This is a genomic window from Paeniclostridium hominis (genome assembly GCF_014306135.1).
Lineage (GTDB): Bacteria > Bacillota > Clostridia > Peptostreptococcales > Peptostreptococcaceae > Paraclostridium > Paraclostridium hominis.
This window is the reverse complement of the sequence record NZ_JACRWD010000003.1, coordinates 15,311-34,373: the sequence shown is the minus strand read 5'-3', so window position 1 is coordinate 34,373 and position 19,063 is coordinate 15,311. Positions and strand designations below refer to the sequence as shown.

Genomic DNA, 19,063 nt, shown 5'->3' with positions numbered 1-19,063 from the left:
AAATGTTTTAAGTATTTATTATTAAAAAACTAAAAAAGGGACTATAACATTATAGTTATAATCCCTTAAATTTTAATATTAATTTAATAACTCATTAACTTACCTTTTCAATATACTTACAATTAACCTCGATATGATTTAAAAAAACTAATAATCTTTCATAAAGAGGATGAGAATCCTCACCGTAAGTATTTTCTAAACTACAACCTATGTCCTCAACAGTTTTTTTACCATCTATTTGTAAAAACACAAAGCTACTGTACTTATCAAGTTCAATTTTTTTATACATAGGAATTTTAAACTTTAACTTCCTAAAAAACTTCTGTATAAAATGATCTTGCCTTTCGATTATAGTAACTAAATCATTATTAACTTCAAAATTTACTTTATCATTAATTTTAAAAACTAAATTTAAAACATCAGTATTATTCATTATGTTTCACCTTAGATTTAACAATAGGTATAGTAGTCAGTATTACTAAAACAGCTAATAAGATTATAGCCATTCCATTACCTGCGGCAAAGCCACTAGGTGTATTACCTCCAACTAATCCTGTAACTTGACATATTATTCCTATAAGTCCAAGTATAGATCCACCAGCAACTAAACCAGAAGATAGACTTATACCATTAGAAACTTTAACTTCTTTTTCTTTATCATTTTTAGCAGTTTTTTCAACTAATACACGAATTAATGCTCCAACTAATATTATAGAAGTTGTCGCAACTGGTAAATAAAATCCTATAGCAATAGTCATTATAGGTAAATTTAATAAGTATAAAACAACTGCCATAAATACTCCAACTATAATCATAACCCAAGGTAATTCACCTGACATTATACCTGATGTTAATGTTGACATTAAGTTAGCTTGAGGTAGTGCAAATGGTGGGTTATCACCAGTTATTCTAAGTTGGTCTGATAATAATATCATAGTTCCAACAACAACTACAACACCAACAATACTTGCTAATGTAAAATAGCGTTGCATTTCATTTTTACTACCACCTATTATATATGTTACTTTTTGAGATTGACTGTATCCACCAGCTATTGCGATAGAAACAACTATGAATGAACCAAGTAAAAGTAAAGATTTATTATCTTCTGGTGATTTCCATCCCATTAAAACAAATATTAGTGTAACTATAACTAAAGATGCGATAGTCATACCAGATACAGGTAAATTAGATGTTCCTATAGTTCCTGTTAAACGTCCAGCAACTATAACAAATAATAAAGATAATACTAATGATAATATAGCACCTACTATAGCCATCATAAAACTATTAGAAACTATAAATGAAGCTATAAATCCAACAACCATTCCACCTAATAATATTAATATTTGAGCGGAAGAACCATCACCTTTAGTAGCAGTAGCTCTTGCTTTAGCTGTTTCTTTTACTGAAGCTATTATAGTTGGTATAAGTTTTATAGCACCTATTATACCACCGCAAAGCATCATACCAGCGCCTATGTATTTAACATAACTACTAGATATTGCTTGAACAGTCATTTCATTTATTGGCATTGAAGGGTCATTCCATACCATAACACCGTCTTTAGCTAAATCAGTAAAGTATCCTATTAAAGGTGTAATACCAAATACTGATAATACAGAACCAGCAAACATTGTTAAAGCAATTTCAATACCAACAATGAATCCAATTCCTAATAAAAGAGGATTAACCTCCATATCAAATTTCCATTTGTAACTTTTACTACCTATAAAGCTAATTACATTATTTGTTAAATTTAAAAATGAACTAGTTAAAACAGTTATGATTCCACCAATACCAAAGCCAATACCCATATACTTTATAGAATCTCCACCACTATCTGAAGCAACTAATGTTTCAGATATAGCCATTGATTCAGGATAAACAAGTTTACCATGTTCTTCAATGATTAAATAGTTGTGAACAAGTGATGCTACACCAATACCAAATAAAACACCACCAACACCAACTGCAACTCCTTCAATGAATGAAATTTGACTACCAATTAAAATAACAGAAGGTAATACAAATATAAGTCCACTAGCAACTGATTCTCCACCACTTGACATACCTTGAATTAAGTTCTTACCAAGTATACCTTTATGCTTTGCAAACATACTTACAAAAGCTGAACCTATTATTGCACCAGGAATACCGGCAGCAACTGTAAGTCCTGCTTTCATACCTGAATATGCAGTAGAAGCTGCAAATACTGATGCCAATACAAGACCTATAATAAGTACTGCTATATTGCCACCTGTTTTTGATTTATCGGTTATATAAGGAACATAATCTTTGCCAGATACTCCCCCATATGCACCTTTAGGCAATTTTTTATTCATCTAGATATCCCCCTTTTTTATTTAGATATTTATATTGTAGCACCGAAGTAGGATGTCCTATTTTAAAATTTAAATAGCAATAAAGATAAAAAATGATTATAAAAAACAAGAAAATAACAGGCTTTACAGCAATGTAAAAATTAAAAGAAAAAATTAAAATTTAATAAGTAGAATAAGGTCAATATTTTATATAAAAAAATTGGCACATTAATTAAATATAAATAAGTTTTTTAATAAAAATAAACTTATTTTATATTGTTAACAAGGGTATATTAAATAAGAGTAGAAACATCACACTTAAAATTATGGAATATATAAGGAGAAAAAATGACTAATAAAAAAGAAATTATAAAGATGGGATGGAACTTAGACAATAGCTATATTACCTTGCCCAAAGCATTTTATAGCAAAATTAATTTAAATAAAGTTAGCTCACCGAAATTAGTTATTTTAAATGAAAGCTTAGCTAAATCTCTTGGATTAAATAGTGATGCTTTAAAAAGTCATGATGGAGTGTCAATACTTGCAGGTAATGAAACTATAGAAGAAGGAGCATTTATTGCTCAAGCTTATGCTGGTCATCAGTTTGGACACTTTACAATGCTAGGGGATGGAAGAGCATTATTAATAGGTGAGCAAATAACACCGTCAAAAGATAGATATGATATTCAGCTTAAAGGTTCTGGTAAAACTCCATACTCTCGTGGAGGAGATGGAAGAGCAGTGCTTGGACCTATGCTTCGTGAATATATAATAAGTGAAGCTATGCATGGTCTTGGTATACCAACTACTCGTAGTTTGGCAGTAGTTAAAACTGGGGAATCTGTAATTCGTGAAAGTATAAAAGAAGGGGCAATTTTAACTCGTGTAGCTTCTAGCCATATTAGATTTGCTACATTTGAATATGCAGCAAGATTTTTAGGAGTAGATGAAGTAAAAAAATTAGCTGATTATACAATAAAAAGACATTATCCACATATAAAAGACGATGATAATAAATATCTAAATTTACTTAAAGAAGTAATAAAAGCTCATGCTATTCTTGTTGCTAAATGGCAAACTGTTGGATTTATTCATGGTGTTATGAATACTGACAATATGACTATTAGTGGAGAAACTATTGATTATGGTCCGTGTGCTTTTATGGATAATTACAACCCAAATACCGTATTTAGTTCAATTGACACTACAGGTCGATATGCTTATAAAAATCAACCTATTATGGCTGAGTGGAATTTATGTAGATTTGCTGAAACATTATTGCCTTTATTACATGAAAATCAAGAAGATGCTATAAAAATAGCACAAGATGCTATTTCTAATTTTTCTGAGTTATATTATTTAAATTGGTTATCTAATATGAGAAAAAAACTTGGATTATTTAATGAAGAAGAACAAGATAAAGCTATAATTGAAGATTTACTTAGTATAATGGAAAAACATAGTGAAGATTTCACTAATACTTTTATTAATTTAACATTTGATAAAAATAAAGATAAAGGTATGTTTAGTAGTAAAGAATTTGATAGTTGGTATAAGCTATGGCAAGAAAGACTTAAAAGACAACCTCAATCAAAGGAACAAGTGCACCAATTGATGAAAAATTCTAATCCAGCAGTAATTCCAAGAAATCATAGAGTAGAAGAAGCAATAGAAGCTGGGGATAAAGGTGATTTTAGTGTAATTATAAAACTTCTTGATGTAATTTCAAGACCATATGATCACTCGAAAGATCAAGAAGAGTATTCACAGTTACCAAAACCGTCAAGTTGTCCTTATAGAACTTTCTGTGGGACATAAGATTTTGTGTAAATTAAGGTGTTCTCGATAAAAATTATAAGTGTAAAACTTATGTTAATAATTATTTAGATATATACTAAATTTAATCGTAGAGATTATTTTTATGAATTGTTTCAATTATTGATACCTAAGAAAAGGTATTGATTGTAAAATCAATACCTTTTTATATTAAACAATATTACAGATTTACTTTTTTATGATAATTTAAAAATGCTTTACTATTAAATTTTTCAAGTAACAGGCAAAGGTTTTAAATTATTTACAAAAAATAACATTTATGCTAATATGAATGTGTATTTAAATCTAAAATAAAATTTAATTTAATTAGCAAACCCGGAGTGATTCGGCGACGCAAAGCTATAGGGGCTTTTTTCAAAAGTCAGCCAGTTGCATAAATTGTCTTTTAAAAGAAGAGTGTTGACGGGTCTATGTTGATGCTCTTTTATTTTTGTGTTATGTAAGTGGATTTTAAAAATTATAAGGCTTTAATTAAGGAGGTTTATTATGGATAATCACAAAACATAAGTAGCTTTACATTTAGGCTAGAAATAAATAAGCCTTGAAGTGTTAATTTTGCTGAATATTATGATAAAAAATTAACGTATAAAGATATAATAACGGGAGATAAAAAAATGAAATTTAAATTAAGACAAAAAAGTAAAGACAAAACTAAAAGTATAAAAACTCAACTTACTTTAATAATTGTATGTTTTTCAGTTATTTGTTGTTTATGTTTAGGGGCAATTACAAGTTATTTAAACTATAAAACATCTAATACTATTTTATCAAATACAGTAGTAGAAACAACTAAACAAGCAGCAGCAACCGCTTCGCAAAAAATTACAAACCTAAAAAATGCAGCAATTCAAACAGGTATTATAAAGGAAATTTCAGATCCTAAGGTAAGTGTAGAGGAAAAGAAAAGCATAATAACTAGACAAGAAAAGCTATATGGATTATCATTAGGTCAAATTATAGATGCAAATGGTAAAGATTTATTTAGTGGAAATGATTATTCTAGTAGAGATTATTTTAAAATTTCTATGCAAGGAAAGGCATATATGGGTAGCCCTGTTGTTAGTAAAGTAACAGGAAATCTTACACTTGTAGTTTCAGCACCTATTTGGGAAAATGGAGTACAAGGCAGTAAGATAGTAGGGGTTGTAACTTTTGATGCAGATAAAGATTTCTTAACTGAAATTATTAAGAATATAAAAATAAGTGAAAATAGTTATGCTTACCTTATAGATAATGAAGGAACAACAATTGCTGATATGGATACTAGTCTTATTGGTAAGGAAAATACTATAAAAGAATCAGCAACAAATCCAGATTTAAAAGACGTTGCACAAGCAGATGAAAAGCTTATTTCAGGAAAAACAGGATATGCTAATGTAGATTTAGAAGGACAAGGTTGGATTTTAGGATATGCTCCAGTAAAAAATAGCCATAATTGGGGTGTAGGTGTAATGGTAAATAAAGATGATTTCCTTGGACAAATGTATACTTCAATTACAATAACAGCTGTAATATCTATAATATTTACTGTTGTAGCATTTATTGGAGCAATAAAGTTTGCTAGTAAAATAGGAAATCCATTAAAGGAATGTAGTGAACGATTAAAGAAACTAGCTGAGGGCGATTTAAACTCAGAACTACCAGTTATAGATGAAGAAAATGAGATAGGTCTAGTAGCAGATGCAACAAATAAAATAGTTAATGATTTTAGGGAAATGATAAATACATTAACAAATATATTAACTGAAATTAGCAATGGTAATTTAGATATTGATGTAGATGATGATAAATTAAGTGATTTATTTGTAAATGATTTTGAGCCAATGTTAATAGCTGTAAATAAAATTGTAAATGATTTAAATAGTACTTTAGAACAAATAAATACTTCTGGAGAACAAGTTGCAATCGGTTCAAATCAGTTAGCAGAAGGTGCTCAAGTACTTTCTCAAGGTGCTACAGAACAAGCAAGTTCAATTCAAGAACTTTCAGCAACTATAAATGAAATTTCAGTGCAAATAAAAGAAACTGCACAAAATGCTGAAAGAGCAAAAGAAATATCTGTAAGTTCAAGTATTGCAACGGATAAAGGAAAAGAGCAAATGCAAGAAATGATTGCTGCAATGGATGAAATTAGCAATACATCAAATGAAATTGGAAATATAATAAAAAATATTGATGATATAGCATTCCAAACAAATATTTTAGCACTTAATGCGGCTGTAGAAGCAGCACGTGCAGGAGAAGCTGGTAAAGGATTTGCTGTTGTTGCTGATGAAGTTAGAAATCTTGCTGCAAAATCTGCACAAAGTGCAAAAGATACAGCTGAGTTAATTGAAAAATCACTTAAAGCAATAGAAAATGGAACTATAATTGTTTCAGAAACAGCAAAATCTCTTGAAGAAGTTGTTGATGGTGCTAAAAAGTCAGCAGAAGTTATACAAGAAATTGCAGATGCAAGTAATGAACAAGCACAAAATATCAATCAAATAAATATTGGAGTTGAACAAATATCTGTAGTTGTACAAACTAATTCAGCAACTGCTGAAGAAAGTGCTGCTGCAAGTGAAGAGTTATCAAGTCAGGCACAAATGTTAAAAGAACTTCTTGAGAAATTTAATTTAAAAGATGAACGAGCTAAATACTTTGATGGCAAGATGATATTTGACAATGAAGAATTTTAGATAAGAATCTTTAATTAATTTAATATAAAAAAATATATTGCTAGATAAAAATCTTATAAGAAATACATATAAACATTGTATTCACTATAAGATCTTTATCTGGCTTTTTTAGTTTTCAGCTTTATTTATAAAATCTAAAATCTTATCAGATAGTTCTTTTGCATCATTATAACCATCTTTATATAATGCAGTAAGCTTATCAATATTTTTTTCTATTTGACTAACTTTAACAGGTTTTTTCGGTCTAATTACAAGAACGTCGCCACTTTGAGATAATTTATTTACTAAATCAAGACTTTTATTATAGTTAATATGTCTAGACTCAATAGCTTTAACAAGTTTAGGATACTTTTTATACTTTCTTTTTACAATAGAAATAAATTTTTGTTTTCCTTTTCTATAAGTTATATCTCTTGTTAAAACAACTATATTTTTTTTATAACCTTGATTTAAAGCATATTCTATAGGAATTGAATCAGTAACTCCACCATCAACTAATTTATAATTATCAATTTCAACTATATTTGCAAACACAGGTATAGAACAAGATGCTTGCATATAAATAATTTCTTTATTTAAATCTGTAAGTTCAAAATATTCAGGTTTGCCTGTTTCACAATTTGTAGCAACTACTACAAATTTAGTTTTAGATTTACTAAAAGCATCATAATCATAAATATTTAATTCATTAGGAATTGTATTAAATATAAAATCCATACCAAATATTGAGCCTGTTTTAATTAAATTACCAAAGCTTAAATATTTTTTATCATTTATATAGTCGATAGTAGCATTGAATGCTCTTTTATATTGTTTCGATATATAAGAAGAAGCATGACAGCTTCCAGCTGACACTCCAATTGTTATATCTACTTCTATATTTTTTTCTATAAGAAAATCTAACACTCCAGCAGTATATATTCCCCTCATACCGCCACCTTCTAATATTAATCCTATCTTACTCATAATTATCCTCTCTTCACTTTAAGTATGCATATAATTTAAAATTAATAGTTATGGTTTTATAACTATTATAGTCCAAGGCATTTATATTGTCTAGTTTTAAGGATTAGGCTAAAAGCTTAAAAGATAACCGATTAAACCGTATAATTACTATAAGGATAATATATATTAGCGGGAATAATGATATACACTTCACTTGAGGAGCAAATAAAAAATGATTAATAATATAAATAAAAATTCATATAATATGAATCCATACATAAAACTACCCACAAAACCTAATAATGAAGAAATACCTACACAAAGTAAGGTTGAAGACATAGATGTTAAAGATTTTTTTCTAAAAATTAAAGAAGAGTTAAAAAATGTAGAATTAATAGCTATAAAAATGATTAAAGGAGAACCTCTAACTCCAAAAGAACAACGTCTTATAACTGAAAAATATCCAGATATAAAAAAATTAGTACAACAATCAAAAAAAGAAATTAAAGATTTAAAAGAAGAAATAAAAAACTGCAAAACAGAAGAAGAAAGGCAACAAGTAATATCAAAAGCAATTAACAATATAAAAGCAATGGACAAGAAAGGATTATTATCAGAAGTACAAGTAAAAATAAAAATGGCAGCAGTAAAAGAAGTTGAAAAGTTCTCTCAAAAAATTAATTTAGAAAGCAAAAAATCAGAAATAATAGCTACAAAAATAATCAAAGGAGAAAAATTAACTCCTAATGAACAAAAATTTATAACTGAAAAATATCCTGAGGTAAAACAATTTGCACAGCAGTCTAAAAAAGAAGTTAAAGTCTTAAAAGAACAAATAAAAAATTGTAAAACAGAAGAAGAAAGACAACAGGTAATATCAAAAGCGATTGACAATATAAAAGTAATGGATAAAAAAGGATTATTATCAAAAGTACAAGTAAAAATAAAAATGGCAGTAGTAGAAGAAGTTGAAAAGTTCTCTCAAAAAATTAATTTAGAAAGTAAAAAAGCAGAGAGAATAGCTACAAAAATGGTAAAAGGAGAAAAACTAACAGCTAGTGAACAAAAATTTATAATTGAGAAGTACCCTGAAATAAAACAACTAGCAGAGCAATCATTGAAAGAAAGTAAATATTTAAAAGAACAAATAAAAAATTGCAAAACAGATGAAGAAAAACAACAAGTAACATCTAAAGCAATTGACAATCTGGAGGAAATGTTTAAAAAAGGTATAATATCGCCAATACAATTGAAATTTAAAATGTTAGCAATAGAATCCGTAAAAAATGAGAAAGAAAATAACAAGTTATTTAATATAAACCCATATGTATATTTAAATCCAGGAGCATTAGTGGATAACTTAACTGGAATATTAATGGTTATAGTAATAATAATTATTATTTTATATATAATTTAAATAATATAAAATGATTTAATTATTTATGAAATTAACATATATTATACTTATTATGATTGGAAAATATTAGCGAATAAACAAATGTATACAAAGATAACTAATTACAAAGAAACCTCTAGAATTACAAATAAAATCCGTATATAAGCATGAGTAATACTATTTTGAGAATTATTTTTTATATAGGAGGTTGAGTATGGGATTTTCAGAAAATACAAGTCAAACAAAAATACTTTTGGAATCCGGAACTAATGAACTTGAAATTATGGAATTTACAATTTCAGGTGAATCATTTGGTATAAATGTAGCAAAAGTTCGTGAAATTATGATGGCACAAGAGATTAAAAAAATGCCAAATGCACATGATGATGTAGAAGGAGTATTTAAATCAAGAGATGAAATTATCACTGTAATAGATTTAGGAAAATATTTAAATATTCCTAAAGGTAATGATTCAAGTAAGGATATATTTATCGTTACTCACTTTAATAAGTTAAACATTGCATTTCATGTTGATGCAGTAGTTGGTATTCACAGAGTTTCATGGGAGGCCATAAATAAACCAGATAGAGTTATTTATGGAGGAGATGAAGGTGTTGCAACAGGTATTGCGAAATATAAAGATAAGCTTATAACTATTTTAGATTTTGAAAAAATTGTTGCAGAAATCAGTCCTGAATCTAGTATTCAATTTGAATCTATACAAAAATTAGGTGAGCGTAAAAATAGTGATAAAACTATTTTAATAGTAGAAGACTCAATGTTACTTTCAAAATTAATCACTGAGTGTCTACATAAAGCAGGATATGTAAATACTGTTAAAGCAGATAATGGACAAGAGGCATGGGATTATTTATTAGAAGCTAAAACTTCAGGTGATCCAATTGAAGCACATGTTTCTTGTATAGTATCAGATATTGAAATGCCGTTAATGGATGGTCATAGATTAACAAAACTTGTTAAAGAAGATAGTGTTCTTAAGCAAATACCAGTAATTTTATTCTCTTCTTTAATAAGTGAAGAAATACATGTTAAAGGTAAAGCACTTGGTGCAGATGAACAAATAACTAAACCAGAGATAGCTAATCTTGTTAGTATTATTGATAGGTTAACGGAAAAATAAAGTTTTAAAAATGAAGTTTATGAAATTAAATTTTTATTAAAAGATTAAATTAATAAATAAAAAAGGATATATATCCACAGTTACATAATGTGAGTATATATCCTTTTTTTATTTTATTCTAATATTAAATTTTCATTATCTACTTTTTTAGATTTTATTTTTTTATCTTTTACATATATTAATGATATTACTAATCCAACTAATACTAATATAGTTGCAGATCTAAAAGCTGCATCCATACCGGCTATGTCCGAAATTACTTTAGAATTACTTAGACTATGCTTTGTAACACTTGTCATTATAGAAATAAATACCGATGAACCTATTGCTCCCGCAACTTGTCTAAGTGTTGAACCAATAGCACTACCATCTGCTATTTCTGATGACTTAAGTGAATTAAGCCCCCAAGTTGTAATTGGCATTAGTAAAAGTGTTATTCCTAGCATTCTAAATGAATACATAATAGTTAACATTAAAATTGATGTTGTTTCACTTAAATTTGAAAATGAAAATGTTCCTATTGCTAAGCATACAAATCCTGATATAGCTAAGATTCTTACCCCATGTTTATCAAGTATACGTCCTGATATTGGACTTAATAAAGACATAAGTATTGAACCTGGAAGCATAACTAATCCTGGAATCATAGCTGACATCTTTCTTGTTGATTGTATATATAAGGATAAAATCATAGTTGCAGATGTAAATGATGCATATAAAATCATTAGTATTATAACTGATATTACAAGTTGCTTACTTTTAAGTACTCTAAGGTTTAAAAGAGGTGAGTTTACTTTAAATTGTCTTATTATAAATAATATAAGTGATATAATTCCAACTGTTATTGGTATATATGTTAAAGGATTTGATATGCTATAAGCTCCAATATTTGAAACTCCGATTAATAATCCTCCAAATCCGAACGTTGATAATATTAATGATATGAATTCAAGTTTAGACTTTTTAGTTTCTGTAACATTTTTTAAGGTAAAGTGTGCAAATATAATATCTAATATTGCAATAAATCCTAATATATAAAATAATATTCTCCAGCCAAAGTTATCAATTACATATCCAGATGCTGTTGGTCCAATCGCTGGAGCAACTCCAACTACAAAACCATATATACCCATAGCAGTACCTCTTTCTTCTTTAGGATATAGGCTTATCATTGAAACTTGAACCAACTGCATAATTATTCCTGCACCCATAGCTTGAGAAATTCTAGATACAATTAATAATGAAAAGTTTTTAGTAAATATAGATATTGCACATCCTATAAAAAATAGTGACATAGCGCTTATATATAATTTTCTAGTGGGAAAATTACTTATTAAATATGCTGTTGCAGGAATCATTACACCTAAAACTAGCATATAAACTGATGTTAACCACTGAGCTGTATCTGCAGTTACAGAAAAGTCATGCATAATACTTGGTAGTGCTGAAGTTAGTACAGTTTGAGCAAGCCCCGTTAAAAAGGAACCTAGCATTAGTACCAAAACTATTAAATTTCTTGCTTTTTTATTCTCCACTTCTTATGTCATCTCCTAATTTTGATGTTAATCTGTTTAATTTTTTTGTATATTCTTTTATAGATTCTTGTTTTTCTAAGTATGCTATCATAGCATCCATAGTTAATGAATTATAATTGCCTAAATTAAATTCTTCTTCTATTTTTACAACTGCTTCAGATAATTTTTCATTTTTATCTAATTTAATGCACTCTTTTATAGAATAAAGTACATTTAAAAATGCATCTTTTATAGAATCTTTATAATTACTTTCACCAATCTCATCTATAGAATAGAATATATTTTTATTTATAGTACTTTTGTTTTGTTTTAAATTTTCTATATTTAAATTTATTTGTTTATTTATAAATTCAAATATATAGTCTACACTAATATTTCTTTTATTTATTTTCATAACAAGATTAAATTCATGAACTATACTATCAATAACAAATATTAACTCCCATAAAAAAGGGTTTATATCTTCCCCATAAACTAATATCAAAGGGGTTTTATAGGAATTTATAATATTAGATTTTATTTTACTTTTTATCTTTAATATAGGTATTCCTTTAATTTCTGAAAACTCTCCTAAAATATGAGAATTAAAAGATTGATTACATTTTAAATAGTCCAATACAAGTTTTATTTTTTCTTTTAACTTTTCAATAGGAGCCTTTGTATCATCTGTATCTATTAACACAGATGAATTAGAAAAGTTTTTATCTAAGTAATCTAAAATTTCTAAAACTAAATCTTCTTTTGTTGGAAAATATTTATAAAATGTAGATTTAGATATTTTACATTCTTTAACAATATCATCTATTGATGTGTACCTAACACCGTGATCATTAAAATATTTTTGTGCAACTTGTATAATAACTTCTTTTTTATTAGTCATAATTCACCTCTTTATTATAAGTACTATAAATTACTAAACGATACTACAAAGTACTAGATTAGATTATATTTGATTTTTTTATTGATGTCAATTTTTATATAAGTACTGAAAAGTATAAAAAAATATTATCTTAGCTATGTCATAAGTAATATTATTAATTAATACAATTTGTATTGAGTTAAGTTTTAATTCATTAATTAATAATTAAGGGTGGTGTTTTATGTATCCAGTTTATAAAAGTATAACTACAAAGGAAAAATGTGAAAAAGTAAAAGTATCATTTCCACCTCAACATCAAAATTGCCAACCTGGATTTGAGTATATTATGATGCCAAGACCTATATCTGATAATCCTTCTTATAAAGGAAGTTGTAAATTACAAGATAAAGTTGCAATTATTACGGGAGGAGATAGTGGAATTGGAAGGGCTGTAGCTTATGCATTTGCTAAAGAAGGTGCAGATGTTGTTATTTCACATCTTTGTGAAGACAAAGATGCAAATGAAACTAAAGCTTATGTAGAATGTTTAGGCAGAAAATGTTTATTAGTACCTGGAGATTTAAGAGATGAAGAAATGTCTAAGACAGTTGTTGAAAAAGCTATAGAATGCTTTGGAAAAATTGATATATTAGTTAATAATCATGCAGTACAGTTTGTTCAAAATAGTATACTAGATATTACATCAGAACAATTAGATACTACTTTTAAAACTAATGTATATCCTTTTTTTTATATGACAAAAGCAGTACTCCCATATTTGAAAAAAGGATCATCTATAATTAACACAACTTCTATTACAGCATATCAAGGAGAGCCACTACTTATAGATTACAGTGCAACTAAAGGAGCAATACTAGCTTTTACTAGATCACTTTCTCAATCATTAGTAGATAAAGGCATAAGAGTAAATGGAGTTGCCCCAGGTCCAATTTGGACTCCATTAATTCCATCTTCTTTTTCTGCTGAGCAGGTAGAAACTTTTGGTAGTGGAACAAGTAAAGTTCCTATGAATAGGGCAGGGCAACCATTTGAAGTTGCTACTAGCTATGTATTTTTAGCAAGTGATGATTCTAGATATATGTCAGGTCAAGTTCTTCATCCTAATGGTGGAACTATAGTAGGTTCTTAAATTAAATAATATATAGTTTAATAAAAAATTTATAGATTAATATTGTTTCTAGCAAAAAGAAGTAATTATTGTATATAATTACTTCTTTTTTATTTTTAGTATATAAATTAAATATAGGATTATAAAATTTTAATAATCTAGTTTATTGTGTGTAACAAAAGCAAATAACTTAAATTGCTTCTGTTTAAGAATGTTTATTTAGTGGTAAATTCATAATATAAGGTTTTAATTTACATATAATTGTTATTAAAATAACAATTAATTGGATATTTTAATAGGAGGATACGAAATGATAGACAGTGAAACTAGGGTAAAGATAAAAGAAGATGCGAGAAAACAACTAAACACAAATAAAAATGCAATGACTATAGCTACTGTAATAGTTGGGTTAATAGCTTTAATTCCTCAAATTTTAAGTGAATATATAGTAACATCTTATAAAATCTGTATTTTAATAAACAGTATTATAATTCTTGTAGAAACACCCTTAGTGATAGGATTAAATATTATATCCTTGGACTGTATGAAAGGAGAGAAGGTAAAAGTCAAAGATATATTAAAAGGATTTGATAGATTATATCAAGCATATGGTTCTATGTTAATTCAATATGTTATAGCTTTTATACTTACAATACCTCTTGCATTAGTTCCAATAATTTTATTAGATAGTAGCTTTGTAGCTATATCCTTTATGTCTATCATAACAGGAATAGCAAGTATATTCTTCTTTGCTATATTTTCTCAAACAGAATTTATAATTGCAGACAAAAAGGATATTAGTATTTTAGATTCAATCAAAAAATCAATAGATATGATAAAAGGACATATATTGGATTACTTAATATTTACATTAAGTTTTATTGGATGGATACTTTTAGTAGCATTTACATTTGGGATAGCATATATTTGGGTTGGTCCGTACATGCAAATGTCATATGCTAATTTTTATAAATACATAAAAGAAGATAAATTAAATAATTATAAAAAATCAAAAAATAAAAGTTTATTTATAGGAATTTTAATAGGTATATTACTATGTGGATATACAGTAGTAGAAGAAAGTATAAAAAATGAATTAGCAACACCGAAAGTAATTAAAAATGTATTAAATGAAAATAATTTAAAACTTATAAGTTCAGATGAAGAAACTGATTATTACATAACAGATAAGGAACGTAAGACTTTCAATATAAATAACGAGGATTATTTAACTAAATATACTGTAATAGTAAAAAATCATCCATTAAATTTAAAAAAATACAATAATACAGATTCAACAGTTTTATATATAATAACTGATGGCAATAAAGTTTTAGGTATAAGTTGTGAACCATATGATTCAAAAGAAAAAGTAGATAATCATAATACAATTTTAGGGAGATATGATATAAAAGGAAATGCGCTAAAGTAAATTAATATTTTTAAATAATTAGTATATAAATAAAAACTCTATGATCAAAGTATTTAAATACTTTGATCATAGAGTTTTTTGTTTTATATATGTAAAAGAAATTGATCCTTATGTTAATAAAATATGGAAATTAATTAACGTAAGACTAATTTATATAAAAATAAATATTTAAATAATAGATTTATCATACAATTTTGTAAAATAGAAATAATATAATAAGTGCAAAACTAAGATATATATACATAATTCGGTGGTGAAGTATAATATGAGTAAAGTATCTAAAAGAGGATTTGACGAAAATGATACAAGATGGTTTTCTGATAAAGAACTAATACGTTTAAAAAAAGCTAAAGAAGAAATCGAATGGTTAATAAATAGAGAATACAAAATAGAACAAGTAGTAAATTTTGTAGGAGATAAATATCAATTTTCAAAAAGACAAAGAGATGCGTTAAAAAGATCAATATGTTGTTATAAAAATAAATTAATAAGAAGTTCAAAAAAGCTTTCTATAGATAACATAAGCAAAGGTCCTATATACATAGATGGATTTAATTTAATAATAACTCTTGAAGTTGCATTATCTGGAGGAACATTAATTATAGGTAGTGATGGAAATATTAGAGATTTAGCAGGTCTTAGAGGCACTTATAAAATTATTGATAAAACCGATGAAGCGCTAAAGTTAATTGGGAAGTTTTTAAAAAAACATAATTGTAAAGAAATAAAATTTTACTTAGATGAACCAGTATCTAATTCAGGAAATTTAAAGTATAAAATACTTGATTATGCTAAATACTGTGATATTGATACAAAAGTTGAGCTAGTAAATAATGCAGATGTTGTTTTAGAAAAATTGGGAAGAGTAGTTAGCAGTGATGCAGTTATAATTGATAAATGTGAAAGTTATTTTAATTTGGCTAGAAGTATAATTGAAGAATATATAAAAGATGCTAACATAATTGATTTAGAAGGACTAAGTTAATAACTTAATCCTTTTTTTTATTTATTTCATTTTAGATTTATTAATTAAATTAACAAAACTTAATATATTGAAAAAATTAATTAACATAATGATTAATGCAGATTTTCAATATTTCTAAATATATAGAAATAAACGTTTTCTGTTATCTTTATTTAGTCAAGGGTATAAAAATAAATGTACAGATAATTGCTGTATAAAAACTTAAGGAGGTGTTTGAGATGAATAAAAATCTTGAAGAACAAAGGAATAGAACTATAGGTGTGGGGCATAAGAAAGTAAGAAGGGTAAGGGCGGCAAAAGTTGATAAGACAGCTATAAGTCCATACAATCGTTATTGTGATGGATACGGAATGCCAGGTGCTTATGGTAACGGATATGTTTCAGTACTTACAGTTTCTGTTGGTACAGTGAAAAAAACTGATGACTTTTTATTAGATGGTATAGTTTCATATGATAGAGCGGAAATAAATGATGCTTATGTCGGACAAATAAATATGCTTACTGCTTCATCTTTCTGTGGTATAGCAGGTCAAGTATGGGGATATGATTTAGCGACTCATGAAGCGATAGCAGATGAAAAAGAGGAACCATTATTTTATGTTGAACAATATGATGGAACACCACTTAAAGTATATGATGCAAAACCTCTATTAGAAGCAGGTATTGAATTATTTGGTACAGAAAAAAATAGACGTTTTACAACAGCTCCAGGAGCTCATGTAATATGTGCAAATAAAAGTGTTACATCTTATAGACCAAAAGAAGATAGACCGTTAAAAGATGGTGAAGCTTACGGAGTATGGTCATTTATAGCAATTTCATTATCAAACGATAGAGATAATTGTGCGGATTTATTCATAGAAGATGCGGGACTTTGGACAAAAAATGATAATGAAGAAGATTTAAGAAAATTCTTAGAAAAACATAGAAAAGCAGTAGCTTGGTCAGTTAAAGAGTGCGGTAGAGATTCACATGTAGTTTTCGATAGAACTTACGTCGGATTTGCTTATACAATAATGAAACCAGGGGAAATAGGAAATGCATTAACTTGTGCACCTTATGTAACTCTTGCAAGAGATGCAGTGCCTGAAAGTGGATTCCCTAGCTTAAATACATTAACACTTAATGAATGGATAGATGAAATGAATTTTAAACCATTAACAGAGTGTACTCAAAAGTAAGATTTTTAAGTACATTTTGTTAAAAGTTTAAATAGCAAAATGCACTTAAAGCTAATATGTTTCATAAAATTAAATGAAATTTAGGAGGGCTATTATGAGCGATAAAAGCAGTAGTAAAACTGATAATAATAGCACTAAAAAGCTTGGTGTAGTTGCTTTAGCAGGCGTAGTAATAAGTGCTATGCTAGGTGGTGGAGTTTATAATCTACCACAAAATATGGCTCAACATGCATCTGCAGGTGCGATTTTAATTGCATGGATTATAACTGGTATCGGTATGTGGTTTATTGCAAACACATTTAGAGTACTTGCAGCTGCAAAACCAGATGTAACAACTGGTATATATGCATATGGAGAGCTAGGATTTGGTAAATTTACAGGTTTTTTAATGGCATGGGGGTATTGGATTTGTAACTCTTTTGCCAATGTAGGATATGCAGTATTATTGATGGATTCACTTAACTATTTCTTTCCGTCATATTTTACAGGTGGGAATAACTGGTTATCAATTATATGTGGATCAATAGTACTTTGGATTATATATTTTGCAGTTTTATCTGGAGTTAAACAAGCTTCATTTTTAAATATTATAGGGACAATTGGGAAATTAGTTCCATTAGCTATATTCTTATTAGTAATAGCTATATCATTTAAAGCTTCACTATTTTTTACTGACTTCTGGGGATTAAAAACTGTAGCATCAGTTCATGATAGTTCTTTAGGCGGATTATTACCTCAGGTTAAGAGTACTATGCTTGTAACTTTATGGGTATTTACAGGTATAGAAGGTGCAGTTGTTGTATCAGGAAGGGCTAAATCTCAAAAAGATGTTGGTAAAGCAACATTTTTAGGATTTTTAATATGTCTTTTATTATACACAGCACTTTCATTATTACCACTTGGTGTAGTTCCTCAAGGAACTGTATCAAAAATGGCTCCACCATCAACAGCAGCCGTATTAATGACTGTAATTGGTAAATGGGGTAGCATAATAATGAATGTTGGTGTAATAATAGCTATATTAAGCTCATGGCTTATATGGACAGTTATGCTTTCTGAACTTCCATTTGCAGCAGCTAAAGGTGGAACATTCCCTAAAATATTTACTAAAGAAAACAAAAATGAAGCACCAGCATTTTCATTACTTGCATCTACAATCGTAATGCAAATAATATTAATATGTGTTCATTTTACAGGAAATGCTTGGAATATGATGTTGAGTATAACAAGTGTCATGGCTCTACCTTGTTATATAGCTTCAACTTTATACCTATATAAAATATCATCAAAAGAGGATACTTATCCTAAAAAAATATTTGCAAGTCGTAAATATGCGTTTGTTACTTCCATATTAGGTACTATATATGGATTATGGTTACTTTATGCAGCTGGACTTGAATATTTATTAATATCACTTGTTATTTATGCAATAGGTATTCCAGTATTTAAAAAAGCAAGAAAAGAAACAGCACCTAATGAACCTGAGTTTACTAAGATAGAAAGATATGTTGCTATAGGGCTAATAGTGCTTGGAGTAATCGGGTTAATATACTTATTTAAATTTATGTAATTTAAATAAGTATATTAAAAATAGAGGGGTTAACTAAAGTTAATCT

At 27.6% G+C, this 19,063-nt stretch carries 14 protein-coding genes and 1 riboswitch; of the genes, 9 read left to right on the top strand and 5 right to left on the bottom strand.

Annotated elements, in window-relative coordinates; all coding sequences use genetic code 11:
* Positions 1-94 precede the first annotated feature (94 nt).
* Positions 95-433 carry a PqqD family protein gene (locus H8891_RS09900; RefSeq protein ID WP_187006331.1) on the bottom strand — a complete coding sequence of 113 codons (339 nt, stop codon included), beginning with the start codon at positions 431-433 and terminating at the stop codon, positions 95-97.
* Entirely contained in the window at positions 426-2,345 is a 1,920-nt protein-coding gene (locus H8891_RS09895; protein WP_187006330.1) for an OPT family oligopeptide transporter, read from the bottom strand. The genes H8891_RS09900 and H8891_RS09895 overlap by 8 nt, the downstream gene beginning before the upstream one ends.
* A gap of 327 nt (positions 2,346-2,672) precedes the next feature.
* Here H8891_RS09895 and H8891_RS09890 point away from each other — a divergent pair, with 327 nt between their 5' ends.
* Positions 2,673-4,145: a protein adenylyltransferase SelO gene (locus H8891_RS09890; protein ID WP_187006329.1), complete on the top strand. Its 1,473-nt coding sequence runs from the start codon at positions 2,673-2,675 to the stop codon at positions 4,143-4,145.
* 316 nt (positions 4,146-4,461) lie between these two features.
* A riboswitch (cyclic di-GMP riboswitch) is annotated at positions 4,462-4,540 on the top strand.
* Positions 4,541-4,777: 237 nt separating this feature from the next.
* On the top strand, positions 4,778-6,844 hold the full coding sequence (locus tag H8891_RS09885; protein ID WP_187006328.1) for a methyl-accepting chemotaxis protein: 2,067 nt from the start codon (positions 4,778-4,780) through the stop codon (positions 6,842-6,844).
* 108 nt (positions 6,845-6,952) lie between these two features.
* On the opposite strand, the gene H8891_RS09880 is transcribed toward H8891_RS09885, so the two are convergent.
* Positions 6,953-7,810 (bottom strand): patatin-like phospholipase family protein, encoded by an 858-nt coding sequence (locus H8891_RS09880; RefSeq protein ID WP_187006327.1) that lies wholly within the window; start codon positions 7,808-7,810, stop codon positions 6,953-6,955.
* A 211-nt stretch (positions 7,811-8,021) separates the two neighbouring features.
* On the opposite strand from H8891_RS09880, the gene H8891_RS09875 reads away from it, so the two are divergent.
* Positions 8,022-9,206, top strand: a complete 1,185-nt coding sequence (locus tag H8891_RS09875; protein WP_187006326.1) for a hypothetical protein — start codon at positions 8,022-8,024, stop codon at positions 9,204-9,206.
* A 193-nt stretch (positions 9,207-9,399) separates the two neighbouring features.
* Positions 9,400-10,326 (top strand): chemotaxis protein, encoded by a 927-nt coding sequence (locus H8891_RS09870; RefSeq protein ID WP_187006325.1) that lies wholly within the window; start codon positions 9,400-9,402, stop codon positions 10,324-10,326.
* 113 nt (positions 10,327-10,439) lie between these two features.
* Here the strand turns inward: H8891_RS09870 and H8891_RS09865 are convergent, their stop codons facing one another.
* Both H8891_RS09865 and H8891_RS09860 read right to left on the bottom strand, forming a co-directional pair.
* A complete protein-coding gene (locus H8891_RS09865; protein WP_330604974.1) occupies positions 10,440-11,861 on the bottom strand; it encodes an MDR family MFS transporter in 1,422 nt (473 codons plus the stop codon).
* Positions 11,851-12,741, bottom strand: a complete 891-nt coding sequence (locus tag H8891_RS09860) for a TetR/AcrR family transcriptional regulator (RefSeq protein ID WP_187006324.1) — start codon at positions 12,739-12,741, stop codon at positions 11,851-11,853. Before H8891_RS09860 ends, H8891_RS09865 begins: the two co-directional genes overlap by 11 nt.
* Before the next feature lie 220 nt (positions 12,742-12,961).
* Between H8891_RS09860 and H8891_RS09855 the strand changes: the two genes are divergently transcribed.
* The 5 genes from H8891_RS09855 to H8891_RS09835 all read left to right on the top strand — a co-directional run bounded on the left by H8891_RS09855 (position 12,962) and on the right by H8891_RS09835 (position 19,017).
* Entirely contained in the window at positions 12,962-13,870 is a 909-nt protein-coding gene (locus H8891_RS09855; protein WP_187006323.1) for an SDR family oxidoreductase, read from the top strand.
* 289 nt (positions 13,871-14,159) lie between these two features.
* Positions 14,160-15,281 carry a DUF975 family protein gene (locus H8891_RS09850; RefSeq protein WP_187006322.1) on the top strand — a complete coding sequence of 374 codons (1,122 nt, stop codon included), beginning with the start codon at positions 14,160-14,162 and terminating at the stop codon, positions 15,279-15,281.
* Positions 15,282-15,546: 265 nt separating this feature from the next.
* Complete coding sequence (locus tag H8891_RS09845; protein WP_187006321.1) at positions 15,547-16,266, top strand: DUF434 domain-containing protein; 720 nt, start codon at positions 15,547-15,549, stop codon at positions 16,264-16,266.
* Between the two features lie 218 nt (positions 16,267-16,484).
* Positions 16,485-17,447, top strand: coding sequence for a histidine decarboxylase, pyruvoyl type (gene hdcA, locus H8891_RS09840; protein WP_187006320.1), 963 nt, complete (start codon positions 16,485-16,487; stop codon positions 17,445-17,447).
* A 94-nt stretch (positions 17,448-17,541) separates the two neighbouring features.
* Positions 17,542-19,017 carry a basic amino acid/polyamine antiporter gene (locus tag H8891_RS09835; RefSeq protein WP_147546651.1) on the top strand — a complete coding sequence of 492 codons (1,476 nt, stop codon included), beginning with the start codon at positions 17,542-17,544 and terminating at the stop codon, positions 19,015-19,017.
* Positions 19,018-19,063 lie beyond the last annotated feature (46 nt).

Excerpts from the sequence above, each read along its gene's own strand:
- H8891_RS09835 (WP_147546651.1), top strand. The coding sequence starts at position 17,542 with ATGAGCGATAAAAGCAGTAGTAAAACTGATAATAATAGCACTAAAAAG.
- H8891_RS09855 (WP_187006323.1), top strand. The coding sequence starts at position 12,962 with ATGTATCCAGTTTATAAAAGTATAACTACAAAGGAAAAATGTGAAAAA.
- H8891_RS09870 (WP_187006325.1), top strand. The coding sequence starts at position 9,400 with ATGGGATTTTCAGAAAATACAAGTCAAACAAAAATACTTTTGGAATCC.
- H8891_RS09860 (WP_187006324.1), bottom strand. The coding sequence starts at position 12,741 with ATGACTAATAAAAAAGAAGTTATTATACAAGTTGCACAAAAATATTTT.
- H8891_RS09875 (WP_187006326.1), top strand. The coding sequence starts at position 8,022 with ATGATTAATAATATAAATAAAAATTCATATAATATGAATCCATACATA.
- H8891_RS09900 (WP_187006331.1), bottom strand. The coding sequence starts at position 433 with ATGAATAATACTGATGTTTTAAATTTAGTTTTTAAAATTAATGATAAA.
- H8891_RS09850 (WP_187006322.1), top strand. The coding sequence starts at position 14,160 with ATGATAGACAGTGAAACTAGGGTAAAGATAAAAGAAGATGCGAGAAAA.
- H8891_RS09880 (WP_187006327.1), bottom strand. The coding sequence starts at position 7,810 with ATGAGTAAGATAGGATTAATATTAGAAGGTGGCGGTATGAGGGGAATA.
- H8891_RS09895 (WP_187006330.1), bottom strand. The coding sequence starts at position 2,345 with ATGAATAAAAAATTGCCTAAAGGTGCATATGGGGGAGTATCTGGCAAA.
- H8891_RS09885 (WP_187006328.1), top strand. The coding sequence starts at position 4,778 with ATGAAATTTAAATTAAGACAAAAAAGTAAAGACAAAACTAAAAGTATA.
- H8891_RS09845 (WP_187006321.1), top strand. The coding sequence starts at position 15,547 with ATGAGTAAAGTATCTAAAAGAGGATTTGACGAAAATGATACAAGATGG.
- H8891_RS09890 (WP_187006329.1), top strand. The coding sequence starts at position 2,673 with ATGACTAATAAAAAAGAAATTATAAAGATGGGATGGAACTTAGACAAT.
- hdcA (WP_187006320.1), top strand. The coding sequence starts at position 16,485 with ATGAATAAAAATCTTGAAGAACAAAGGAATAGAACTATAGGTGTGGGG.